The sequence below is a fragment of the Micromonospora matsumotoense genome (assembly GCF_900091525.1).
GTDB lineage: Bacteria > Actinomycetota > Actinomycetes > Mycobacteriales > Micromonosporaceae > Micromonospora > Micromonospora matsumotoensis.
This window is the reverse complement of the sequence record NZ_FMCU01000041.1, coordinates 1-15691: the sequence shown is the minus strand read 5'-3', so window position 1 is coordinate 15691 and position 15691 is coordinate 1. Positions and strand designations below refer to the sequence as shown.

Below are 15691 nucleotides of genomic sequence, written 5' to 3'. Positions count from 1 at the left end.
CCCCGCGGGCCCCGCCCCCGCCCCCGATCCCCGCGGGCCCCCGCCCCCGCCCCCGATCCCCGCGGGCCCCCGCCCCCGGCCCCGGGTCCGGGTCCGGCCCGCCCTGCCCGCCGCCCGCCCTGCTCGGGCTGGTCGTGTTTCTTGATCGACTCACTTGGGCCGAAGTGGCACTATCGGGGCGCTCGGATACCGCAACTCCGGCTCACCGGTGTGGCGGACCATCCGGTTCGCGTGGCGGGAGGGGTGATTCGCCCGGGGGGTAGGTCGGCTGTTAGTCTTGCTGCCGGCCCGCCCGGTGAAAGCCGGGTGGGACCGAAGCCGGTTTCGTCCGGCGGAGGGGCTGTGGCGCAGTCTGGTAGCGCACCTCGTTCGCATCGAGGGGGTCTGGGGTTCGAATCCCCACAGCTCCACCAGGAGTATTCCAGCAGGGGCGGTTCTCGGTCAGTCGGGAGTCGCCCCTGATCGTTTGTGGTGGGCGTCGATGAGACCCGAGCCTGGCTCGCTGCCCCGGCCGGCCCCGGCTGTGCCTACTCCTTGGTTGGCACGGGTGCCCGTCGGTGGCGCGTCGGTTTCCCGGCTCTTCGTTCACCTGCTCGACCGTGCCACCGGGCCGGGTCGTGCCGGCACGGAGGATTGCCGTGGTGGCCGACCTGCGGGCATGGCGGCGGTGCTTGTCGGGCGACGTCCCGCTCGGACCGCCCGGCCCGACCCGTGTGGACTGAGCACGGTCCGGTGGGTCGCGGAGGTGAGAGCCAATTTTCTTTCGCCGGAGATATCCCGTTGTTCACACGTTTGGGCAGTATAGCGGCTTGCAGTGTGATGTGGTGATTTGCGCACTTAGCCCAAATTGGGCTATTTCGGGCAGGACGCGAGACGCCTCCTGCGAGTAGTAGCCACGGAGGATGTTTCTGTGAAGAAAATACCCATTCATCGACTTCGGTGGGCGGTCCTGCCGCCTCTCGGGGCCTGCGCAGCCGTTGCGCTGGTCGCCGGATTGGTGCTCGTCAACTCCACGCCGGCAAGCGCTGCGGATGCTCCGGTGAACCTGGGAACGGCCGGTAACTTCTCCGTCCTGGCCGGGGCCGAACCGACCAATACCGGCCCGAGCTTCCTCGCTCAGAGCCTTGGGAGGTTCCCGGGGAACACCGCGTCGGGTTTCGGAACCGCGACCATCGGCGGCGAGATCCACCTCGGTGACGCCGTCGCGTTGCAGGCCCAGAGCGACCTGACCATCGCCTACAACGATGCCGCTGGTCGGACGCCCTTCACCAACCTTCCTGCGGAACTCGGCGGCAACACGCTCAACGCGGGCGTCTACCGGATCGGGGCCGCGCAGCTGACCGGGACACTGACGCTCAACGGCCAGGGCGACCCGGCGGCCGTGTTCATCTTCCAGGTCGACTCGTCGCTGACGACGGCGTCCAACAGCAGTGTCGTCCTGGTCAACGGAGCGTCGGCCTGCAACGTGTTCTGGCAGATCGGCAGCTCGGCGACGATCGGCACAGGCACCACCTTCGTGGGCACGATCATGGCGCAGGCGGCGATCACGATGGCCACGGGGGCGACCCTCCAGGGCCGTGCGCTGGCGCGAACCGCCGCCGTCACCCTCGACACCAACGTCATCAGCGCGCCGGTGTGCGCTGGTCCTTCCGGTCCGCCCGGACCCAGCGGTCCGCCCGGACCGTCTGGCTCACCCGGCAGCCCGGGGGCACCCGGCAGCCCGGGGGCACCGGGCAGTCCCGGCGCTCCGGGCAGTCCGGGTAGCCCGGGTGCTCCGGGCAGTCCGGGTAGCCCGGGTGCTCCGGGTAGTCCGGGTAGCCCGGGTGCTCCGGGTAGTCCGGGTAGCCCGGGTGCTCCGGGTAGTCCGGGTGCTCCGGGTAGTCCGGGTGCGCCTGGTAGCCCCGGTGCTCCGGGCAGTCCGGGTGCTCCGGGTAGTCCGGGTGCTCCGGGCAGTCCGGGTGCGCCTGGTAGTCCGGGTGCTCCGGGTAGCCCGGGTGCGCCTGGTAGTCCGGGTGCGCCTGGTAGTCCGGGGGGGAAGATCCTGCCGGTCACCGGTAGTGGCGTGGTTCCTGCCCTGACAGGCGTGGGGAGTGTCCTGATCGCCCTGGGCGGGCTCGTGTTCTTCCTCGCCCGGCGTCGAAGCCAGGAATCCTGAGTGGTGGCCCGGCCGGTGACCTGCCGGCCGGGCCCGACCTTGCCGGTCATGGCGGCCGGTGGACCGTCCGGCTTCGACCATGAGAATCTGCGCAGGGGCGGGGTCCCCGGTTTCGGGGACCCCGCCCCTGCGCATTCGCCCGCACGACGTACCGGGCCTGCGCGACGTCGCGCCCGGTCAGTTGATGTTGACCGAGTAGGAGCTGGTGACGACCTGCCCGTTGCCGGTGAAGATCTCCGGCCCGGCCTGGACGCTGGTCAGGTACTTGGAGTTGTCCATCCAGCCGCGCCGGACCACGTCGTTGGTGAAGTCGCGGATGTTGAGGTTGGCATTGGTGGTGTTGGTCGTCCGCACGTACGAGTAGACGCTCCAGGTGCCCACGGTGCCGCGCCACACCTCCCCACTGGTGCCCGCGATGGTGACGGTGCCCTGCCGGCTGCCGGCCGGGGACGCCTTGGAGCGGTACGGCCAGATCATCAGCTCGTTCGTGGGCTGGTCAGTCGAGCCGGGGTTGGCCATCGGGTGGAACCACACGTCGTACGCGACGATCTGGTTGACCGTGCCGTTCTGGGTGACGGTTAACTGCCAACTGGTGTTGACGTTACGGTTGGCCGACACTGCACCGGCGCACCGGCGCACCGGGGCGGCGTTCGGCCGAGGTGCCGCTCAGGGGAAGAGGGTGACGCCGTAGGCGGCGAGGGCCTCGGCGATCGGCTGGTAGTAGGTGGTGCCCCCGCTGGTGCAGTTGCCGCTGCCGCCGGAGAGGATGCCGAGGATCAACCCGCTCCCGGCGACGTAGAGCGGCCCGCCGCTGTCACCGGGCTCGGCGCAGATGTTGGTCCGGATCAGCCCGGACACGCTGCCCTCGGCGTAGTTGACCGTCTGGTTGAGCCCGGTCACCGTGCCGCACCGGACGCCGGTGGTGGAGCCGCTGCGGCAGACCGCCTGACCGATGTACGGGGTGCCGACGCCGCTGACGGGGAGCAGGCCCGGATGGGTGTAGATGGCGCTCGGGTGGCTGATCGTCCCGGTGTAGCGCACCAGACCGTAGTCGTTGGTGGGGAAGCTGCTGCCGGTGCGGCTGCCCAGTACGGTCGTCTGACCGCTGTCGGCGTACCAGAGCGAGGCGACGGAGGTGCAGTGCCCGGCGGTGAGGAAGTAGTAGGTGCTGCCGCTGCGCACGTTCGTGCCGAGCGAGCAGCGGGCGCCCCCGCCGTATACGGCCTGCCCGCCGGCGATGAGGATGCGCAGTCGGCCGGGTTCCCGGCGCAGGTCCGCGCCGGCCCGCGCGGCGGTGTCCCGCAGCGCGCGTACCTGCTCCGGTGGGACGGTGTCGTCGATGGTGAGCGTCAGCCGGCCGGTGACCGGGTCGGGGCCCCAGGCGGTGCCGACGGTCCGCACGTCCCGCAGTGCCGTCACGGCGGCGGGACCGGCGGCTCCGGCGTGCGCGGCGGCCGGGCCGGTGGCCGTGGCCCGGGTGGTGGCCGGGCCGGTGGCGCTGGCGTGTGCGGCGGCCGGGGTCGCCGGCAGCAGGACGACGGCCAGGGTCAGGGCGACGAGCGAGAGACGGCGCATCCCCCACCTCCAAATCGATTGGCGTAGCTCGATGCATTCAGCATCCGCCGGTGCCGGACCCGATTCAAGGCACGGCAGCGATTCCGGCCCACCAACGGAAGAGGGCCGTGATGAGCAGAACGGGACCGGGCCGGCCCCCGTCAGGGGAGCCGGCCCGGCACGAAGTTCGGGAGGTCAGGGCTTCCAGGAACCGGCCGCCTCGAACCTGTGCTGGTATTCGACCGCGCCCGACTTGTCGGCCACGTCGAACACCACCGCGCCGGAGCGCTTGCTGCCGGCCCGGATGTTGCTGCCCGAGTCGAGCATGTCGCCACCGCAGCCGGAGAGCGCGCCGGCCAGCCCGTTGACCGTGGTGCCGTCGTCGGCCACCCACTGGAAGTAGAACGGGTTGATCGACGAGGTGCCCTTGGTCACCGTGGCGGTGACGTCGGCGATCAGGTACATGCCCTTGTTGGGCGGCGGGGCGAACGAGCGGCAGCCCTTGGACGAGGTGCTGAAGCTCCGGACGGTGATCTCGATGGTGCCGTCGTCGTCGTTGATCACCAGCGTCTCGCCGGCCTTGAGGTTGAACGTCTCGTCGGTGGACGACGGTGCCGCCGACGGCTTCTCACCCGGCAGCGTCGGCGCGGCGGTGGCGCCCGGGGTGGGCAGCGAGCGTTCCCAGTCATCGGCCGCCTCGTTGGCCTTGGTGCCCCCGACGACCGCGGCGGCCACGATGCCACCGCAGCAGAGCAGCACCAGCACGGCGACCACGATGCCGATGACGATCCAGACCTTCTTGCCCGACGAGCCGCCCGGCGGCGGTCCCAGCGGATAGCCGGGCGCACCCGGGGCACCGGGCGGCGGCGGGTAACCACCGCCGGGCGGCGGCGGGTAACCCGCGCCGGACATGGGTGGGTAGCCGGCACCGGAGACCGGCGGGTAGCCCGCGCCCGACACCGGTTGGTAGCCCGCGCCGGACACCGGCGGCGGCGCCACCCCCGGCTCGTACGCCGGGTACGGCTGGCCCGACGTCGGCTGTGGTGGGTACGCCGGCTGCGGCGCGTACGGCGACTGCGGCGCGTACGGGTCGGCGGGGTAGGTCGGCTGCGGCGGTTCGGGGACCGGGGGCGGCGGGGCGGTCGGATCGACCGGGTACTGCGGACCGGGCGGCGGGAACGGCTGCGACGCCCCGGGGGGCGGCTGGCTGGGGTCCTGCGGCCCGTAAGGGGGTTGGGGCTGGCTCACCGTACTCCTCGCACGCGGTCGACGGTCGTCATTCTGGGAAGCTGGTAGGTGGCGGCAAGGGGATCAGCGTAGTGGCAGCACAGCCGCCGTGCGGACCAGGTCGTCCTCGATCACGAACCGGCCGGTGACCACCGAGGGCGGGTCGGCCACGGTGGCCGCCGCGACCCGCGCCGGGTCGATCCGGGCGGTGAACACGCCCGTGTCCGGGTCCAGCTCGACGGTGGCGTCCAGGAAGTCCAGCCAGGAGCCCACCACCGGGTGCCAGACCTTGTAGACGGTCTCCTTGGCGCTGAACACCACCACCGGCCAGCTCACCCCGGCCGGCAGCCGGTCCAGCCGGTCGGCCTCCTCGGGGCGCAGGATCATCCGGCGTACCCCCGGTTCGAGTTCCCGGTGCCGCTCGGCGTCCATGCCGACCGCACGCAGGTCGGTGCGGCGGGCGACCGCGGCGGCGCAGTAGCCCCGGGTGTGGGTGATGGTGCCGATCAGCCCGGTCGGCCAGACCGGCGCGCGGTTCGGCGCGGCCGGGACCGGCGTGGCCGGCAGGCCGAGGGCGGTCATCGCGCGTCGGGCGCAGACCCGTCCGGCGGTGAAGTCCCGCCGCCGGCTCTCCACGGCCCGTTCGCCCAGCCCGGCCCGCTCCGCCGGGAGCAACTCACCCACCCAGTCGGCTCCCTCGGCCACCGCCACCGAGACCGCCGCCGGCAGCAGGTCACGCATCAACCCACCCCTTTCCGGTACGACCACCGCCGGGTCCGCCCGGTGGGCGCACCATCGGCCATGGCTGGTGAACGTACCGCAACCGGGCGACACCGGAGGGTCCCGTCGCGGTGGCCGGGCCCCGGCCTGGGCCCGGCCACCGCCCGGTCAGGGGCGGCGGGGGCGGCGGGTCAGCGCGAATCCGACCACCCCGGCCACGGCGGCGAGCGCGCCGCCGACCGCGCTCCACGCCCAGCGGGAGCCGAGCGTGGGCAGCCAGTCGCCGTCGAACCAGCCGTCGTCGGACTCGGCGGGGGCCGCCGCCGGCTCGCCGGTCAGCACCGCGCCGGCCTTGGTGTTCGGCACCAGCGGCGCCTTCAACTCGCCGTCGTCGCGCGAGCCCTCGCCTTCGGCGGAGAGCAGCAGCTCCACGTCGACCGGCTGGCCCAGGTCGGGTTCGGGCAGGTCGGTCACCGACAGCCGGACGTAGTAGGTGCCGGGCAGCGGGTCGGCCGACCAGGGCTCCGCCCAGGAACGCACCTGGCGCAGCGTGCAGCCGAGCGCCACGCTGCCCGCCGAGGCGGCCACCGTCGGGGTCTGCGCCCCGGCCGTGCACGCCTGCCGGCGGCGCAGCCCGTCGAACACCTCCACCGTCCAGGTGGACGCGCCGGTGCGGGCCTTGGGCAGGGACACCGTCGCGGTGATCTCGTGCCGTTGCCCCGCCGAGGCCGGGAACGACCAGTACAGGAAGTCGCCGGTGGAGGCGTCGACCCGGACCGGTTGGCCGGCCGCGATGGCGGTGGCGGTCAGGAAGGACGTCCCGGCCCGGGTGACCGGGGTGGCGCCGGGGGAGGGGGTGGGCGCGGCCGTGGCCGGGGTCGGGGCGCCGAGCAGGGTCAGTCCGGCGGCGGCCAGCGCCGCACCGGTCCGGATGATCGGGGTACGCATGGTCAGTTCGTCCTCCACGTCGCCACCCACCAGCGGGTGAGCAGTCCGACGACCAGGCCGGTGAGCAGGCCGGCCAGGGTGAGCAGGAGCAGCAGCACCCAGCCGCGCCCCAGGTCCGGCGCGGCCGGGGCGGGCGACGAGGCGACCACGTCGATGGTCAGCTCGACCGGCATGCCCGGCTCGGCCCGGGTCCCCGGACGCGGCGCGAAGGCGTTGCTGACCACCAGGCAGACCGTGGTGGCCGGCACCGGCGCGTCGGTGGCCGACGGGCTCGGCGACACCCCGTCCGCCGTCTCCGACCAGCGCAAGCCCGCCGACACCACGTCGGTACGACCACTGCCGGCGTCGACGCCCCGGACCAGTTCCCGGCCGTCGGCGGCGGTCGCCCGCAGCAGCACCGCGTGGTCGGGGTTCACCGGCCGGTCCAACGCCACGCTGACCGACGCGCGCAGCTCCTGTCCCGGCCGGACGGGCACCCGGTACCAGCGGTGCTCGGAGAACGCCTCCCGGTCGGCGTAGACGCCGGGGGCGAGCAACGGCGCGTCGGCGCACCCGGCCCGGCCGGTCACCACCGTCGGTGCGGCGGTGTAGGTCTCCTTCGCCCGCTCGACGAGCTGCTTGATCCGGCCGGTCAGCTCGTCGGCGCTCTGCGCCGCCGTGTAGGTGCCGCCGGTCGCGGTGGCGATGCAGAGCAGCTGCTTGCGGACCTTCTCGTCCGGGGCCAGGCCGAGCGTGTCGACCACCAGCTTGGTGCCCTGGGCGGCCAGCTCCCGGGCCACCTCGCACGGGTCGGGCGGGGCGCAGGTGTCCTCGCCGTCGGTGATCAGCACGATCCGGCGGGCGGTCGTGCCGGTGCCGAGGTCGCGGGCGGCGGAGCGCAGGGCCAGCCCGACCGGGGTGAAGCCGGTCGGACGCAGCGTCGCCACCGCGGCCTTGGCGGCGGTACGGTCCACCGGGCCGACCGGCACGATCTGCTGGGTGTCCAGGCAGCCCTGCTTCTTGTCCTTGCCCCGGTAGGTCGCGCCGAGCACCCGGATGCCGAGCTGGGTCTCCGCGGGCAGCGCGTCGACGACCTCGTTGAACGCCTGCTGGGCGACCGAGATCCGGCTGCGTCCGTCGATGTCGTTGGCCCGCATCGAGCCGCTCACGTCGAGCACCAGCTCGACCTTGGGCGGCTCCGCGGGCTCCTCGTTGTCGGCGAGGGCCGGTGCGGGGCCGGTCAGCGTGGTCGCCGCCAACACTCCGATCAGGACGGCCGTCGATCGTCGTCTCGTGTTGATCACCGGGCGAGTGTAGTGAGATCCACTATGGAGCTTCACCGGGGTTCGCCGGCTTCGTCGGGAGTCTCGGCGACGGGATTCCGCGCCTGGGCGGTGGAGGCGGGCATGCGGGGCGAGTGATCGAGTCCGTTAGATGCTAGATGTAAACCATTTGCCGCGCGATGCATCGGTCGGAAATCTGACCCAAGTCGACCCGTTGTGCCGGTGGCATAACGTGGTTAAGCTCTCCTTGCGCGCCCCAATCGCCCGCTTCCCCCGTGGCAGGCGATCGGGGCGCGCCCTTTCGTTACGGCACACTCGTGAGACACCTTCCGTGCTGCCGGTCCCACCCGGACGGCGGGCGTTGCGGGAAACCCGCCCCGGCCGGTCCGATCCACCCCACCGTCGCTCGGCCGGCTGTCCGCGCTGCGTCCCTGCCAACCGCTGCGCCTCCCGCAGGTTGGCCCGGGTTCGCTGCCCTCGACCCCCGTGGTGGCGCTGTTCCGGCCCGTGTCCTGTCCCCTGTGCGGCCCGCGTCCTGTCCCCTGCCCCGGCCATCCACTGTGGGGACCCCGACTGGCGATCGTGGAACCTCCCCACACCGTCGCCCACGGCGATGAGGTGGTCGTCGTGGTGGTCAGGGCGTGCGGTGCGGCGGGATTCGCCGCCGGTGCCCCGGAAGGCGCCCCGGCCCCGGACGCGGGCCCGGTGCGGCCCCGGTGCGGACCCGGTGCGACACGGGGCTCTCGGCGGCCCGATCGGAACAGGCGGGCCAGCCCGGACCAGCCCGGACCGGCCGGGACAAGACGGGTCGGGTCGGGCGGGTCGGGTCGGGCGGGTCGGGGCAACTCGGGGCGGTGGGACAGGGGCGGATCAGATCCAGCGGCCGTCCAGCCACATCCGGGCGGACCAGTCGTCGTACGGCAGGAGGGTGCCCACGAAGATGGGGTAGAAGTAGGCGAAGCAGAGCGCCACCAGCAGCACGTAAGCACCGACGATGACCCCGCCGATCAGTCGTCGGTCGGCGAGCTGCTCAGCCGTCGCGGCATCGGCCTCCGCGACGAGGACCGTGGCCTTCGGGCTGCCGTCCGCTGCCGTGCCGTCCGGTGCGGTGCCGTCCGGTGCGGTGCCGTCCCGTGCGGTGTCCTCCGGTGCCGTCCCGTCCCGGGTCTGACCGTCCGGGGGGCGGCCGGGCGGGGTGGTGCGATCCGGGATGCCGTGCGGAGTGGCGATCGCGCCGAGCACGTAGACCACCGCCAGCACCAGGAAGGGCAGCGCCGGGGCGGCGTAGAAGGAGAACATCGTCCGGCCGTCGAGGGCGTACCAGAACCAGGGCAGCAGGCCGGCCGCGACGGCCACCAGGAACGCCCCGGCCCGCCAGTCGCGCCGCGCCACGCCGAGCCAGAGCGTGGCGGCCAGGGCCGGCAGGAACGACCACCAGAGCAGTGGCGTGCCCAGCAGCAGGATCTCCGAGGCGCAGGTCGGGGCGCCGCACGCGCCGTCACCGGACCAGTGGAACGCCACCGGTCGGCCCAGCAGCAACCACTGCCACGGCCACGACTGGTATTTGTGCGCGGTCTCCAGGCCGGTATGGAACTCGAACGCGGCCTTGTGGTATTGGAAGAGGTTGTTCAGCGCGCCGATGATCGGCGTGTCGCTCAGCCCGGGCAGGTTCGGGTACCGGGACGCCAGCCGGTAGTAGCCCTGGTCGGAGAGCAACCAACCCGACCAGCTCAGCACGTACGTCCCGACCGCCAGCAACCCGGCGAGCACCAGCCAGGGCAACTCGTCCAGGAGGGCGTCGCGCCACGGCCGACGGGCCCCGACCGAGCGGCGGAGGTTGACCTCCCAGAACAGGACGAGCAACCCGAAGGCCGGCACGAAGTAGATGCCGCTCCACTTCACCGCGCACGCGCCACCGAGCAGCACCCCGGCGAGCAGCCGCCACCAGGGCCAGTTCCGCCAACCACCGGCGGGGCGGCCGGCCCGGCCGGGGAGGGTCGGGTCGAGGCCCTCGTCCAGCGCGCGCGCCCAGCGCCGTCGCCGGGCATCCCGGTCCAGCACCAGTGCGCCGAAGGCGGCCAGGATGAACAGCGGCAGGAAGATGTCGAGCAGCGCGGTGCGGGAGAGCACCAGGTGGAAGCCGTCCAGCGCGAGCAGCAGGCCGGCGGCGCAGCCGAGCGTGGTGGAGCGGAACATCCGGCGGGCGATACGGGTCAGCATCAGCACCGTGAGGATGCCGGCCACCGCCGAACTGATCCGCCACCCGAACTCCGGGGCGGTGGTCATCAGGTGGCCCGGCACGGAGATGTTGGTCTCCGCGTCCTGGTAGCCGAAGGCCCACTCACCGAGCCCGATCAGCCACTTGCCCAGCGGCGGGTGCACCACGTACGACGGGCCGTTGTCCTTGTAGTTCCACTCGACGCCCTTGTCGATCAGGCCGTAGCCGTCCCGGGCGTAGTAGATCTCGTCGAAGATCTTGCCCTTGGGGCTGCTCAGCCCGACCAGGCGGAGGACGGCGGCGATCGTCACCACCACGGCGGTGGCGATCCACGAGTTCACGTCCAGCCGGGCCTCGACGGTGGCGAGTCGGCGGCGGACGATCGCCGGCACGCCGCCTCCTCCGCCCTCGGGAGGCGGTGCCTCCTGGTCGGACCGGTCCGCGCTCGCACCCTGTGCTGTCGACGCACTCGTCACCCGGCGATCGTAAGCTGCGGAGGTGCCCGGTGGCGTCCGCCGTCCCGGAGATTGTTACGACCTTCGATGAAGGAGCGCGTTTCGTGGGTGAAATGTCCGAGATTGGACGCCTGGTTCTGCTCGGTGCGCCGCTGGGCAACCCGGGCGACGCGTCCACTCGGCTCCGCGAGTTCCTCGCCACCGCCGACGTGGTCGCCGCCGAGGACACCCGCCGGCTCACCCGGCTCGCCCGCGACCTCGACGTCACCGTCGGCGGCCGGATCGTCTCCTACTTCGAGGGCAACGAGGAACGTCGTACCCCCGAACTGGTCGACGTGCTCCGCGAGGGCTACCTGGTCGCGCTGGTCACCGACGGCGGCATGCCGAGCGTCTCCGACCCCGGCTACCGGCTGGTCACCGCCGCGCTCGACGCCGGGGTGCCGGTCACCGCCGCGCCCGGCCCGAGCGCCGTCACCACCGCCCTGGCCCTGTCCGGGCTGCCCAGCGACCGGTTCTGCTTCGAGGGCTTCCTGCCCCGCTCGCCCAGCGGCCGGCGGGCCCGGCTCAGGACCCTCGCCGCCGAACCGCGCACCCTGGTCCTCTTCGAGGCCCCGCACCGGATCGCCGCCGCACTGACCGACCTGGCCGCCGCGTTCGGCGTCGACCGGCCCGCCGCGCTCTGCCGGGAGCTGACCAAGACCTACGAGGAGGTCGTCCGCCGGCCGCTCGGCGAACTGGCCGACTGGGCGGCCCAGGGTGAACCGCGCGGCGAGATCACGCTGGTCGTCGGGGGAGCGCCGGAGGCACCCGCCGAGCGCCCCGACGACGACGCGCTGCGCGCCCAGGTGGCCGACCGGGAGGCCGCCGGCATGTCCCGCCGGGACGCGATCAGCGACGTGGCCACCGGGTACGGGCTGCGCCGCCGGGACGTCTACACCGTCGTGCACCGCTGAGCCGTGGTACGGGCCGGTCCGCGCGGGCCGTGCCGGTGGACCGCGATGCGCTCGGTCGGCCCGGCCTCACCAGGCGGCGACCAGGAAGCCGAGGGTGATCAGCACGGGTCCGGCGTACCCGCCGCCGGTCGCCCAGCGGCGCTGTCGGGGGTCGGTCAGCAGGGTCGCCCCGGTCCACCGGACGATCCCCGCCCCGCAACCGGCCACCGCCAGCAGGCCGAGCAGCCAGCGCAGGTGCTCACCGAGCCCGGTGTCCGCGTAGGCGGTGTCCGCGCCCGGTCCGGTCACCCGCGCCGGCAGCGCGGTGCCGGCGTCGGTACGGGCGGCCGGCACCCCGCTGACCCGTACCCCGTGGGTCAGGAACCGGTCGTCCTCGGCGGCGAAGATGCCCCGGCAGCGCTGGGTGAGGCCACCGCCCGAACAGTGGGTGATCACCACCGTGCCCGCCGTGGAGTGCCCGACGGCCAGCCAGAGAGGTCCCGCGCTCACCCAGGCGAAGAATGCCGCCACCAGGCTCAGCGCCAGCAGCGCGGCGAGCCCGCGCACCGGGTCCGGCGGATGGGTGAGCCTGGGCCGGGGTCGACGCGGTGACCGCAGCCGCGGCTTCGGTTCCTTGCGCAGTGGGGTGCCGTCCCAGTGCACCTGTTCGATCGGCGCCCAGAAGAACGAGTCGTCGTCCGTACCGCCGTCGGTGGAGCGGCCGGATCGGTGGGTGCGCGGCTGGCGGACCGGGACCCGGCGCGGCACCGCGTCGACCGGCGCTCCGGTGGTCGGCTCGACCTCGACGGTCGCGTCGTCCGGGCCGGGCACGGGCCGTGGCTGCGGCGCGACGGTCGACCCGCGCGGTGGCGGGCCGTCCCCGGGGCCCGGACGCGGTCGCCGGGTGCCGGCCGTCGACTCGTCGTGCCCCGATCGTCTGCCCGTCACGTCAGCCATTGGACACCGGGTGTCGCTCGGTGTCCGTGAGCTGACTCCGCGTGTCGGTGGGTAATTCCGGTGGACGGCAATTCCCGTCGGTGCGGCGCGGTGCACCCTATTGGTTCGCGGGCCCCCGACCCGGGTCACTAGGCTTGCTGGTCATGAGTCACGTTCTCGCCGCGGTCGCCTGGCCCTACGCCAACGGTCCGCGCCACATCGGCCACGTGTCCGGCTTCGGCGTTCCCTCCGACGTCTTCGCCCGGTACATGCGGATGGCCGGCCACGACGTGCTCATGGTCTCCGGCACCGACGAGCACGGCACCCCGATCCAGGTGCAGGCCGACGCCGAGGGGGTCACCCCCCGCGAGCTGGCCGACCGCTACAACCGGGTGATCGCCGAGGACCTCCAAGCGCTCGGGCTGTCGTACGACCTGTTCACCCGGACCACGACCCGCAACCACTACGCGGTGGTGCAGGAGCTGTTCGCCGGGCTGCACCGCAACGGCTACATCGTCCCGAAGGTCACCACTGGGGCGATCTCCCCGTCCACCGGGCGGACCCTGCCCGACCGTTACATCGAGGGCACCTGCCCGATCTGCGGCTACGACAGCGCCCGCGGCGACCAGTGCGACAACTGCGGCAACCAGCTCGACCCGATCGACCTGATCAACCCGAAGTCCAAGATCAACGGCGAGACGCCGGAGTTCGTGGAGACCGAGCACTTCTTCCTCGACCTGCCCGCCCTCGCCGACGCGCTGCGCCAGTGGCTCGACACCCGCGACGGCTGGCGGCCCAACGTGCTGCGCTTCTCCCGCAACCTGCTCGACGACCTGCAGCCCCGGGCCATCACCCGGGACCTGGAATGGGGGGTGCCGATCCCGCTGGAAGGCTGGCAGGACCGGAGCGACAAGCGGATCTACGTCTGGTTCGACGCGGTCATCGGCTACCTGTCCGCGTCCATCGAGTGGGCCCGGCGCACCGGCGACCCGGACGCGTGGCGCAGGTGGTGGTCGGCCGACGGGGAGGGCAAGGACTCCCCGAGCTACTACTTCATGGGCAAGGACAACATCGTCTTCCACTCGGTGATCTGGCCGGCCCTGCTCGGCGGCTACTCCGGGGCCGGGGCGCACGACGGCCAGCCCGGCGAGCTGGGCCGGCTCAACCTCCCCACCGAGGTCGTCTCCAGCGAGTACCTGACCATGGAGGGGCGCAAGTTCTCCTCGTCCCGCAAGGTGGTCATCTACGTCCGCGACTTCCTGGCCCGCTACGACGCCGACGCGCTGCGCTACTTCATCGCCGTCGCCGGGCCGGAGAGCAACGACACCGACTTCACCTGGTCCGAGTTCCTCCGCCGTAACAACGACGAACTGGTCGCCGGCTGGGGCAACCTGGTCAACCGTTCGGTGTCGATGGCGGCCAAGAACTTCGGCGCGGTCCCGCCGGTCGACCCGGCCGGGCTCACCGAGGCCGACGAGGCGCTGCTCGCGGTGGCCCGCGCCGGCTTCGCCACGGTCGGCGACCTGATCGGCCGGCACCGGCAGAAGCAGGCCATCGGCGAGGCGATGAAGGTCGTCGCCGAGGCCAACCGCTACCTGTCCGAGCAGGCCCCCTGGAAGCTCAAGGCCGAGGCCGACAAGCCCCGGATGGGCACCATCCTGCACGTCGCCCTCCAGGTGATCAGCGACGCCAACACGCTGCTCACCCCGTTCCTGCCGCACTCCGCGCAGCAGATCCACGAACTGCTCGGCGGCACCGGCGTGCACGCCCCGATGCCGGTCATCGAGGAGGTCGACGACCTCGACGGCGGGCCCGGCTACCCGGTGCTCACCGGGGACTACACGGTCGGTGCGCGCTGGGAGTCCGTGGCCCTGCCGGCCGGCCGGCCGCTCACCGCGCCGAAGCCGGTCTTCCGCAAGCTCGACCCGTCGATCGTCGACGAGGAGTTGGCCCGGCTGGAGAGCTGACCGACCCGTCGCCGCCCGGTCGGACGCCGAACCGGCCCCGGGGGAACCCCCCGGGGCCGGTTCGGCGCGGCGTCAGGCGCGGGCCATCGACGGTGCGCCGATGAACTCCATGAGCGCCTTGTTCACCTCGGTCGGGTGCGTCCACGGAATGCCGTGCGGCGCACCCTTCAGGGTGACCAGCTTGCCGTTGGGCAGCATCGGCGCCAACCGCTGACCCGTCTTCGGGTACGGCAGCACGTTGTCCTTGTCGCCCTGGATGATCAGCACCGGGACGTCGATGTTCGGCACGTCGCCCCGGAAGTCGGTCTGCCAGGCGTCCACCGAGTCGTGGGTGCCCTTGGCCGACGCCTGCGCGCCGATCTGCCAGTGCGCCCGGAACGCCTCCTCGCTGACCCACCTGCCCTTGTTCTCGCTGTAGTTGAAGAACGCGTCGCAGAACTGCGTCAGGTAGGCGAACCGGTCCGCGATGATCGCCTGCTGGAACCCGTCGAAGAGGCTCTTCTCGACACCCTCCGGGTTGTCCTTCGTCTGCAACAGGTACGGCGCCAGCGGCGCCATCAGCACCGCCCGGTCCACCCGGCCCGACCCGTACGCGCCGAGGTAGCGGGTCACCTCGCCGGTGCCCATCGAGTGGCCCACCAGGATCGCGTTGCGCAGGTCCAGCTCGGTCATCAGCACGTCGAGGTCGGCGGCGAAGGTGTCGTAGTCGTAACCCATGGTCGGCTGGGCCGAGCTGCCGTAGCCCCGCCGGTCATAGGTGATCACCCGGTACCCGGCCGCGAGCAGCGGACCCGACATCTTCTCCCAGGTCGCGCCGTTGAACGGGAAGCCGTGGATCAGCACGATCGGCTGACCCTGGCCGTGATCCTCGTAGTACAGGTCGATGGGGGCGGAGTTCTCCGTACCCACGGTGATGAAGGGCATGTCTTCTCCTGATCCGTCGGTGTCGGACCCCCCGCGCTTTCCCGGACCGCCCCCCGGTATGCCCTCAGAGGACGTCTGATTCACGTATTTTGTGTGTGTTGTGGTTGTGGGGGTTCTCGCCAGGTTGGGGTGGTTTCGGTGGTGAGGCGTTTGGCGAGGTTGTCGATCATGGCGAGGGTGATCATGCTGGCGGAGTTGTGGGGTCGGGTTTCGTAGTCGCGGACGAGTCGGCGGTGGTGCATGAGCCAGCCGATGGTGCGTTCGACGACCCATCGGCGTTTGACGACGCTGAAGCCCTTGATCTGTGGGTCTTTGGTGACGATCTCGACGTCGACGCCGAGGTGGGCGCCGTGTTCGACGACACGGTTCTTGAAGCCGGCATCGACCCAGGTT

The 15691-nt window shown here is 72.4% G+C and carries 13 protein-coding genes and 1 tRNA gene; 4 read left to right on the top strand and 10 right to left on the bottom strand.

From position 1 onward, the window contains the following. The first annotated feature begins 336 nt into the window (after positions 1 to 336). Both GA0070216_RS33335 and GA0070216_RS33330 read left to right on the top strand, forming a co-directional pair. A tRNA-Ala gene (locus GA0070216_RS33335) sits at positions 337 to 413 on the top strand. 497 nt (positions 414 to 910) lie between these two features. Further along, complete coding sequence (locus GA0070216_RS33330) at positions 911 to 2155, top strand: ice-binding family protein (RefSeq protein WP_091254866.1); 1245 nt, start codon at positions 911 to 913, stop codon at positions 2153 to 2155. A gap of 177 nt (positions 2156 to 2332) precedes the next feature. Here GA0070216_RS33330 and GA0070216_RS33325 read toward each other — a convergent pair whose 3' ends face one another. From GA0070216_RS33325 to GA0070216_RS33295, 7 genes are all read right to left on the bottom strand, one after another. Beyond that, complete coding sequence (locus GA0070216_RS33325) at positions 2333 to 2773, bottom strand: GH12 family glycosyl hydrolase domain-containing protein (protein WP_176739273.1); 441 nt, start codon at positions 2771 to 2773, stop codon at positions 2333 to 2335. A 48-nt stretch (positions 2774 to 2821) separates the two neighbouring features. Further along, positions 2822 to 3730 (bottom strand): S1 family peptidase, encoded by a 909-nt coding sequence (locus tag GA0070216_RS33320; protein WP_091254859.1) that lies wholly within the window; start codon positions 3728 to 3730, stop codon positions 2822 to 2824. Between the two features lie 174 nt (positions 3731 to 3904). Continuing rightward, positions 3905 to 4957, bottom strand: coding sequence for a DUF4352 domain-containing protein (locus GA0070216_RS33315; RefSeq protein WP_091254855.1), 1053 nt, complete (start codon positions 4955 to 4957; stop codon positions 3905 to 3907). A gap of 63 nt (positions 4958 to 5020) precedes the next feature. Beyond that, complete coding sequence (locus GA0070216_RS33310) at positions 5021 to 5677, bottom strand: 4'-phosphopantetheinyl transferase family protein (protein ID WP_091254852.1); 657 nt, start codon at positions 5675 to 5677, stop codon at positions 5021 to 5023. Positions 5678 to 5824: 147 nt separating this feature from the next. Then, on the bottom strand, positions 5825 to 6604 hold the full coding sequence (locus GA0070216_RS33305; protein ID WP_091254869.1) for a peptidase: 780 nt from the start codon (positions 6602 to 6604) through the stop codon (positions 5825 to 5827). A gap of 2 nt (positions 6605 to 6606) precedes the next feature. Further along, positions 6607 to 7887 carry a VWA domain-containing protein gene (locus GA0070216_RS33300; RefSeq protein WP_091254848.1) on the bottom strand — a complete coding sequence of 427 codons (1281 nt, stop codon included), beginning with the start codon at positions 7885 to 7887 and terminating at the stop codon, positions 6607 to 6609. Positions 7888 to 8736: 849 nt separating this feature from the next. Further along, positions 8737 to 10560 (bottom strand): phospholipid carrier-dependent glycosyltransferase, encoded by a 1824-nt coding sequence (locus GA0070216_RS33295; protein WP_091254846.1) that lies wholly within the window; start codon positions 10558 to 10560, stop codon positions 8737 to 8739. A gap of 92 nt (positions 10561 to 10652) precedes the next feature. Between GA0070216_RS33295 and rsmI the strand changes: the two genes are divergently transcribed. Next, positions 10653 to 11492: a 16S rRNA (cytidine(1402)-2'-O)-methyltransferase gene (gene rsmI / locus GA0070216_RS33290; RefSeq protein WP_425413218.1), complete on the top strand. Its 840-nt coding sequence runs from the start codon at positions 10653 to 10655 to the stop codon at positions 11490 to 11492. Positions 11493 to 11558: 66 nt separating this feature from the next. Here the strand turns inward: rsmI and GA0070216_RS33285 are convergent, their stop codons facing one another. Beyond that, entirely contained in the window at positions 11559 to 12428 is an 870-nt protein-coding gene (locus GA0070216_RS33285; RefSeq protein WP_425413217.1) for a hypothetical protein, read from the bottom strand. A gap of 143 nt (positions 12429 to 12571) precedes the next feature. Here GA0070216_RS33285 and metG point away from each other — a divergent pair, with 143 nt between their 5' ends. Then, positions 12572 to 14374, top strand: a complete 1803-nt coding sequence (gene metG, locus GA0070216_RS33280; protein WP_091254824.1) for a methionine--tRNA ligase — start codon at positions 12572 to 12574, stop codon at positions 14372 to 14374. A 72-nt stretch (positions 14375 to 14446) separates the two neighbouring features. Here the strand turns inward: metG and GA0070216_RS33275 are convergent, their stop codons facing one another. Together GA0070216_RS33275 and GA0070216_RS33270 are read right to left on the bottom strand one after the other, a co-directional pair. Continuing rightward, entirely contained in the window at positions 14447 to 15298 is an 852-nt protein-coding gene (locus GA0070216_RS33275) for an alpha/beta fold hydrolase (RefSeq protein ID WP_091254821.1), read from the bottom strand. An 80-nt stretch (positions 15299 to 15378) separates the two neighbouring features. Beyond that, the coding region (locus GA0070216_RS33270) for a transposase (RefSeq protein ID WP_141723296.1) at positions 15379 to 15691 on the bottom strand (313 nt) is incomplete at its 5' end.

Bases quoted from the DNA above. Each gene is read 5' to 3' on its own strand.
- GA0070216_RS33320 (WP_091254859.1), bottom strand. From the start codon at position 3,730: ATGCGCCGTCTCTCGCTCGTCGCCCTGACCCTGGCCGTCGTCCTGCTG.
- GA0070216_RS33310 (WP_091254852.1), bottom strand. From the start codon at position 5,677: ATGCGTGACCTGCTGCCGGCGGCGGTCTCGGTGGCGGTGGCCGAGGGA.
- GA0070216_RS33305 (WP_091254869.1), bottom strand. From the start codon at position 6,604: ATGCGTACCCCGATCATCCGGACCGGTGCGGCGCTGGCCGCCGCCGGA.
- rsmI (WP_425413218.1), top strand. From the start codon at position 10,653: ATGTCCGAGATTGGACGCCTGGTTCTGCTCGGTGCGCCGCTGGGCAAC.
- GA0070216_RS33285 (WP_425413217.1), bottom strand. From the start codon at position 12,428: ATGGCTGACGTGACGGGCAGACGATCGGGGCACGACGAGTCGACGGCC.
- metG (WP_091254824.1), top strand. From the start codon at position 12,572: ATGAGTCACGTTCTCGCCGCGGTCGCCTGGCCCTACGCCAACGGTCCG.
- GA0070216_RS33275 (WP_091254821.1), bottom strand. From the start codon at position 15,298: ATGCCCTTCATCACCGTGGGTACGGAGAACTCCGCCCCCATCGACCTG.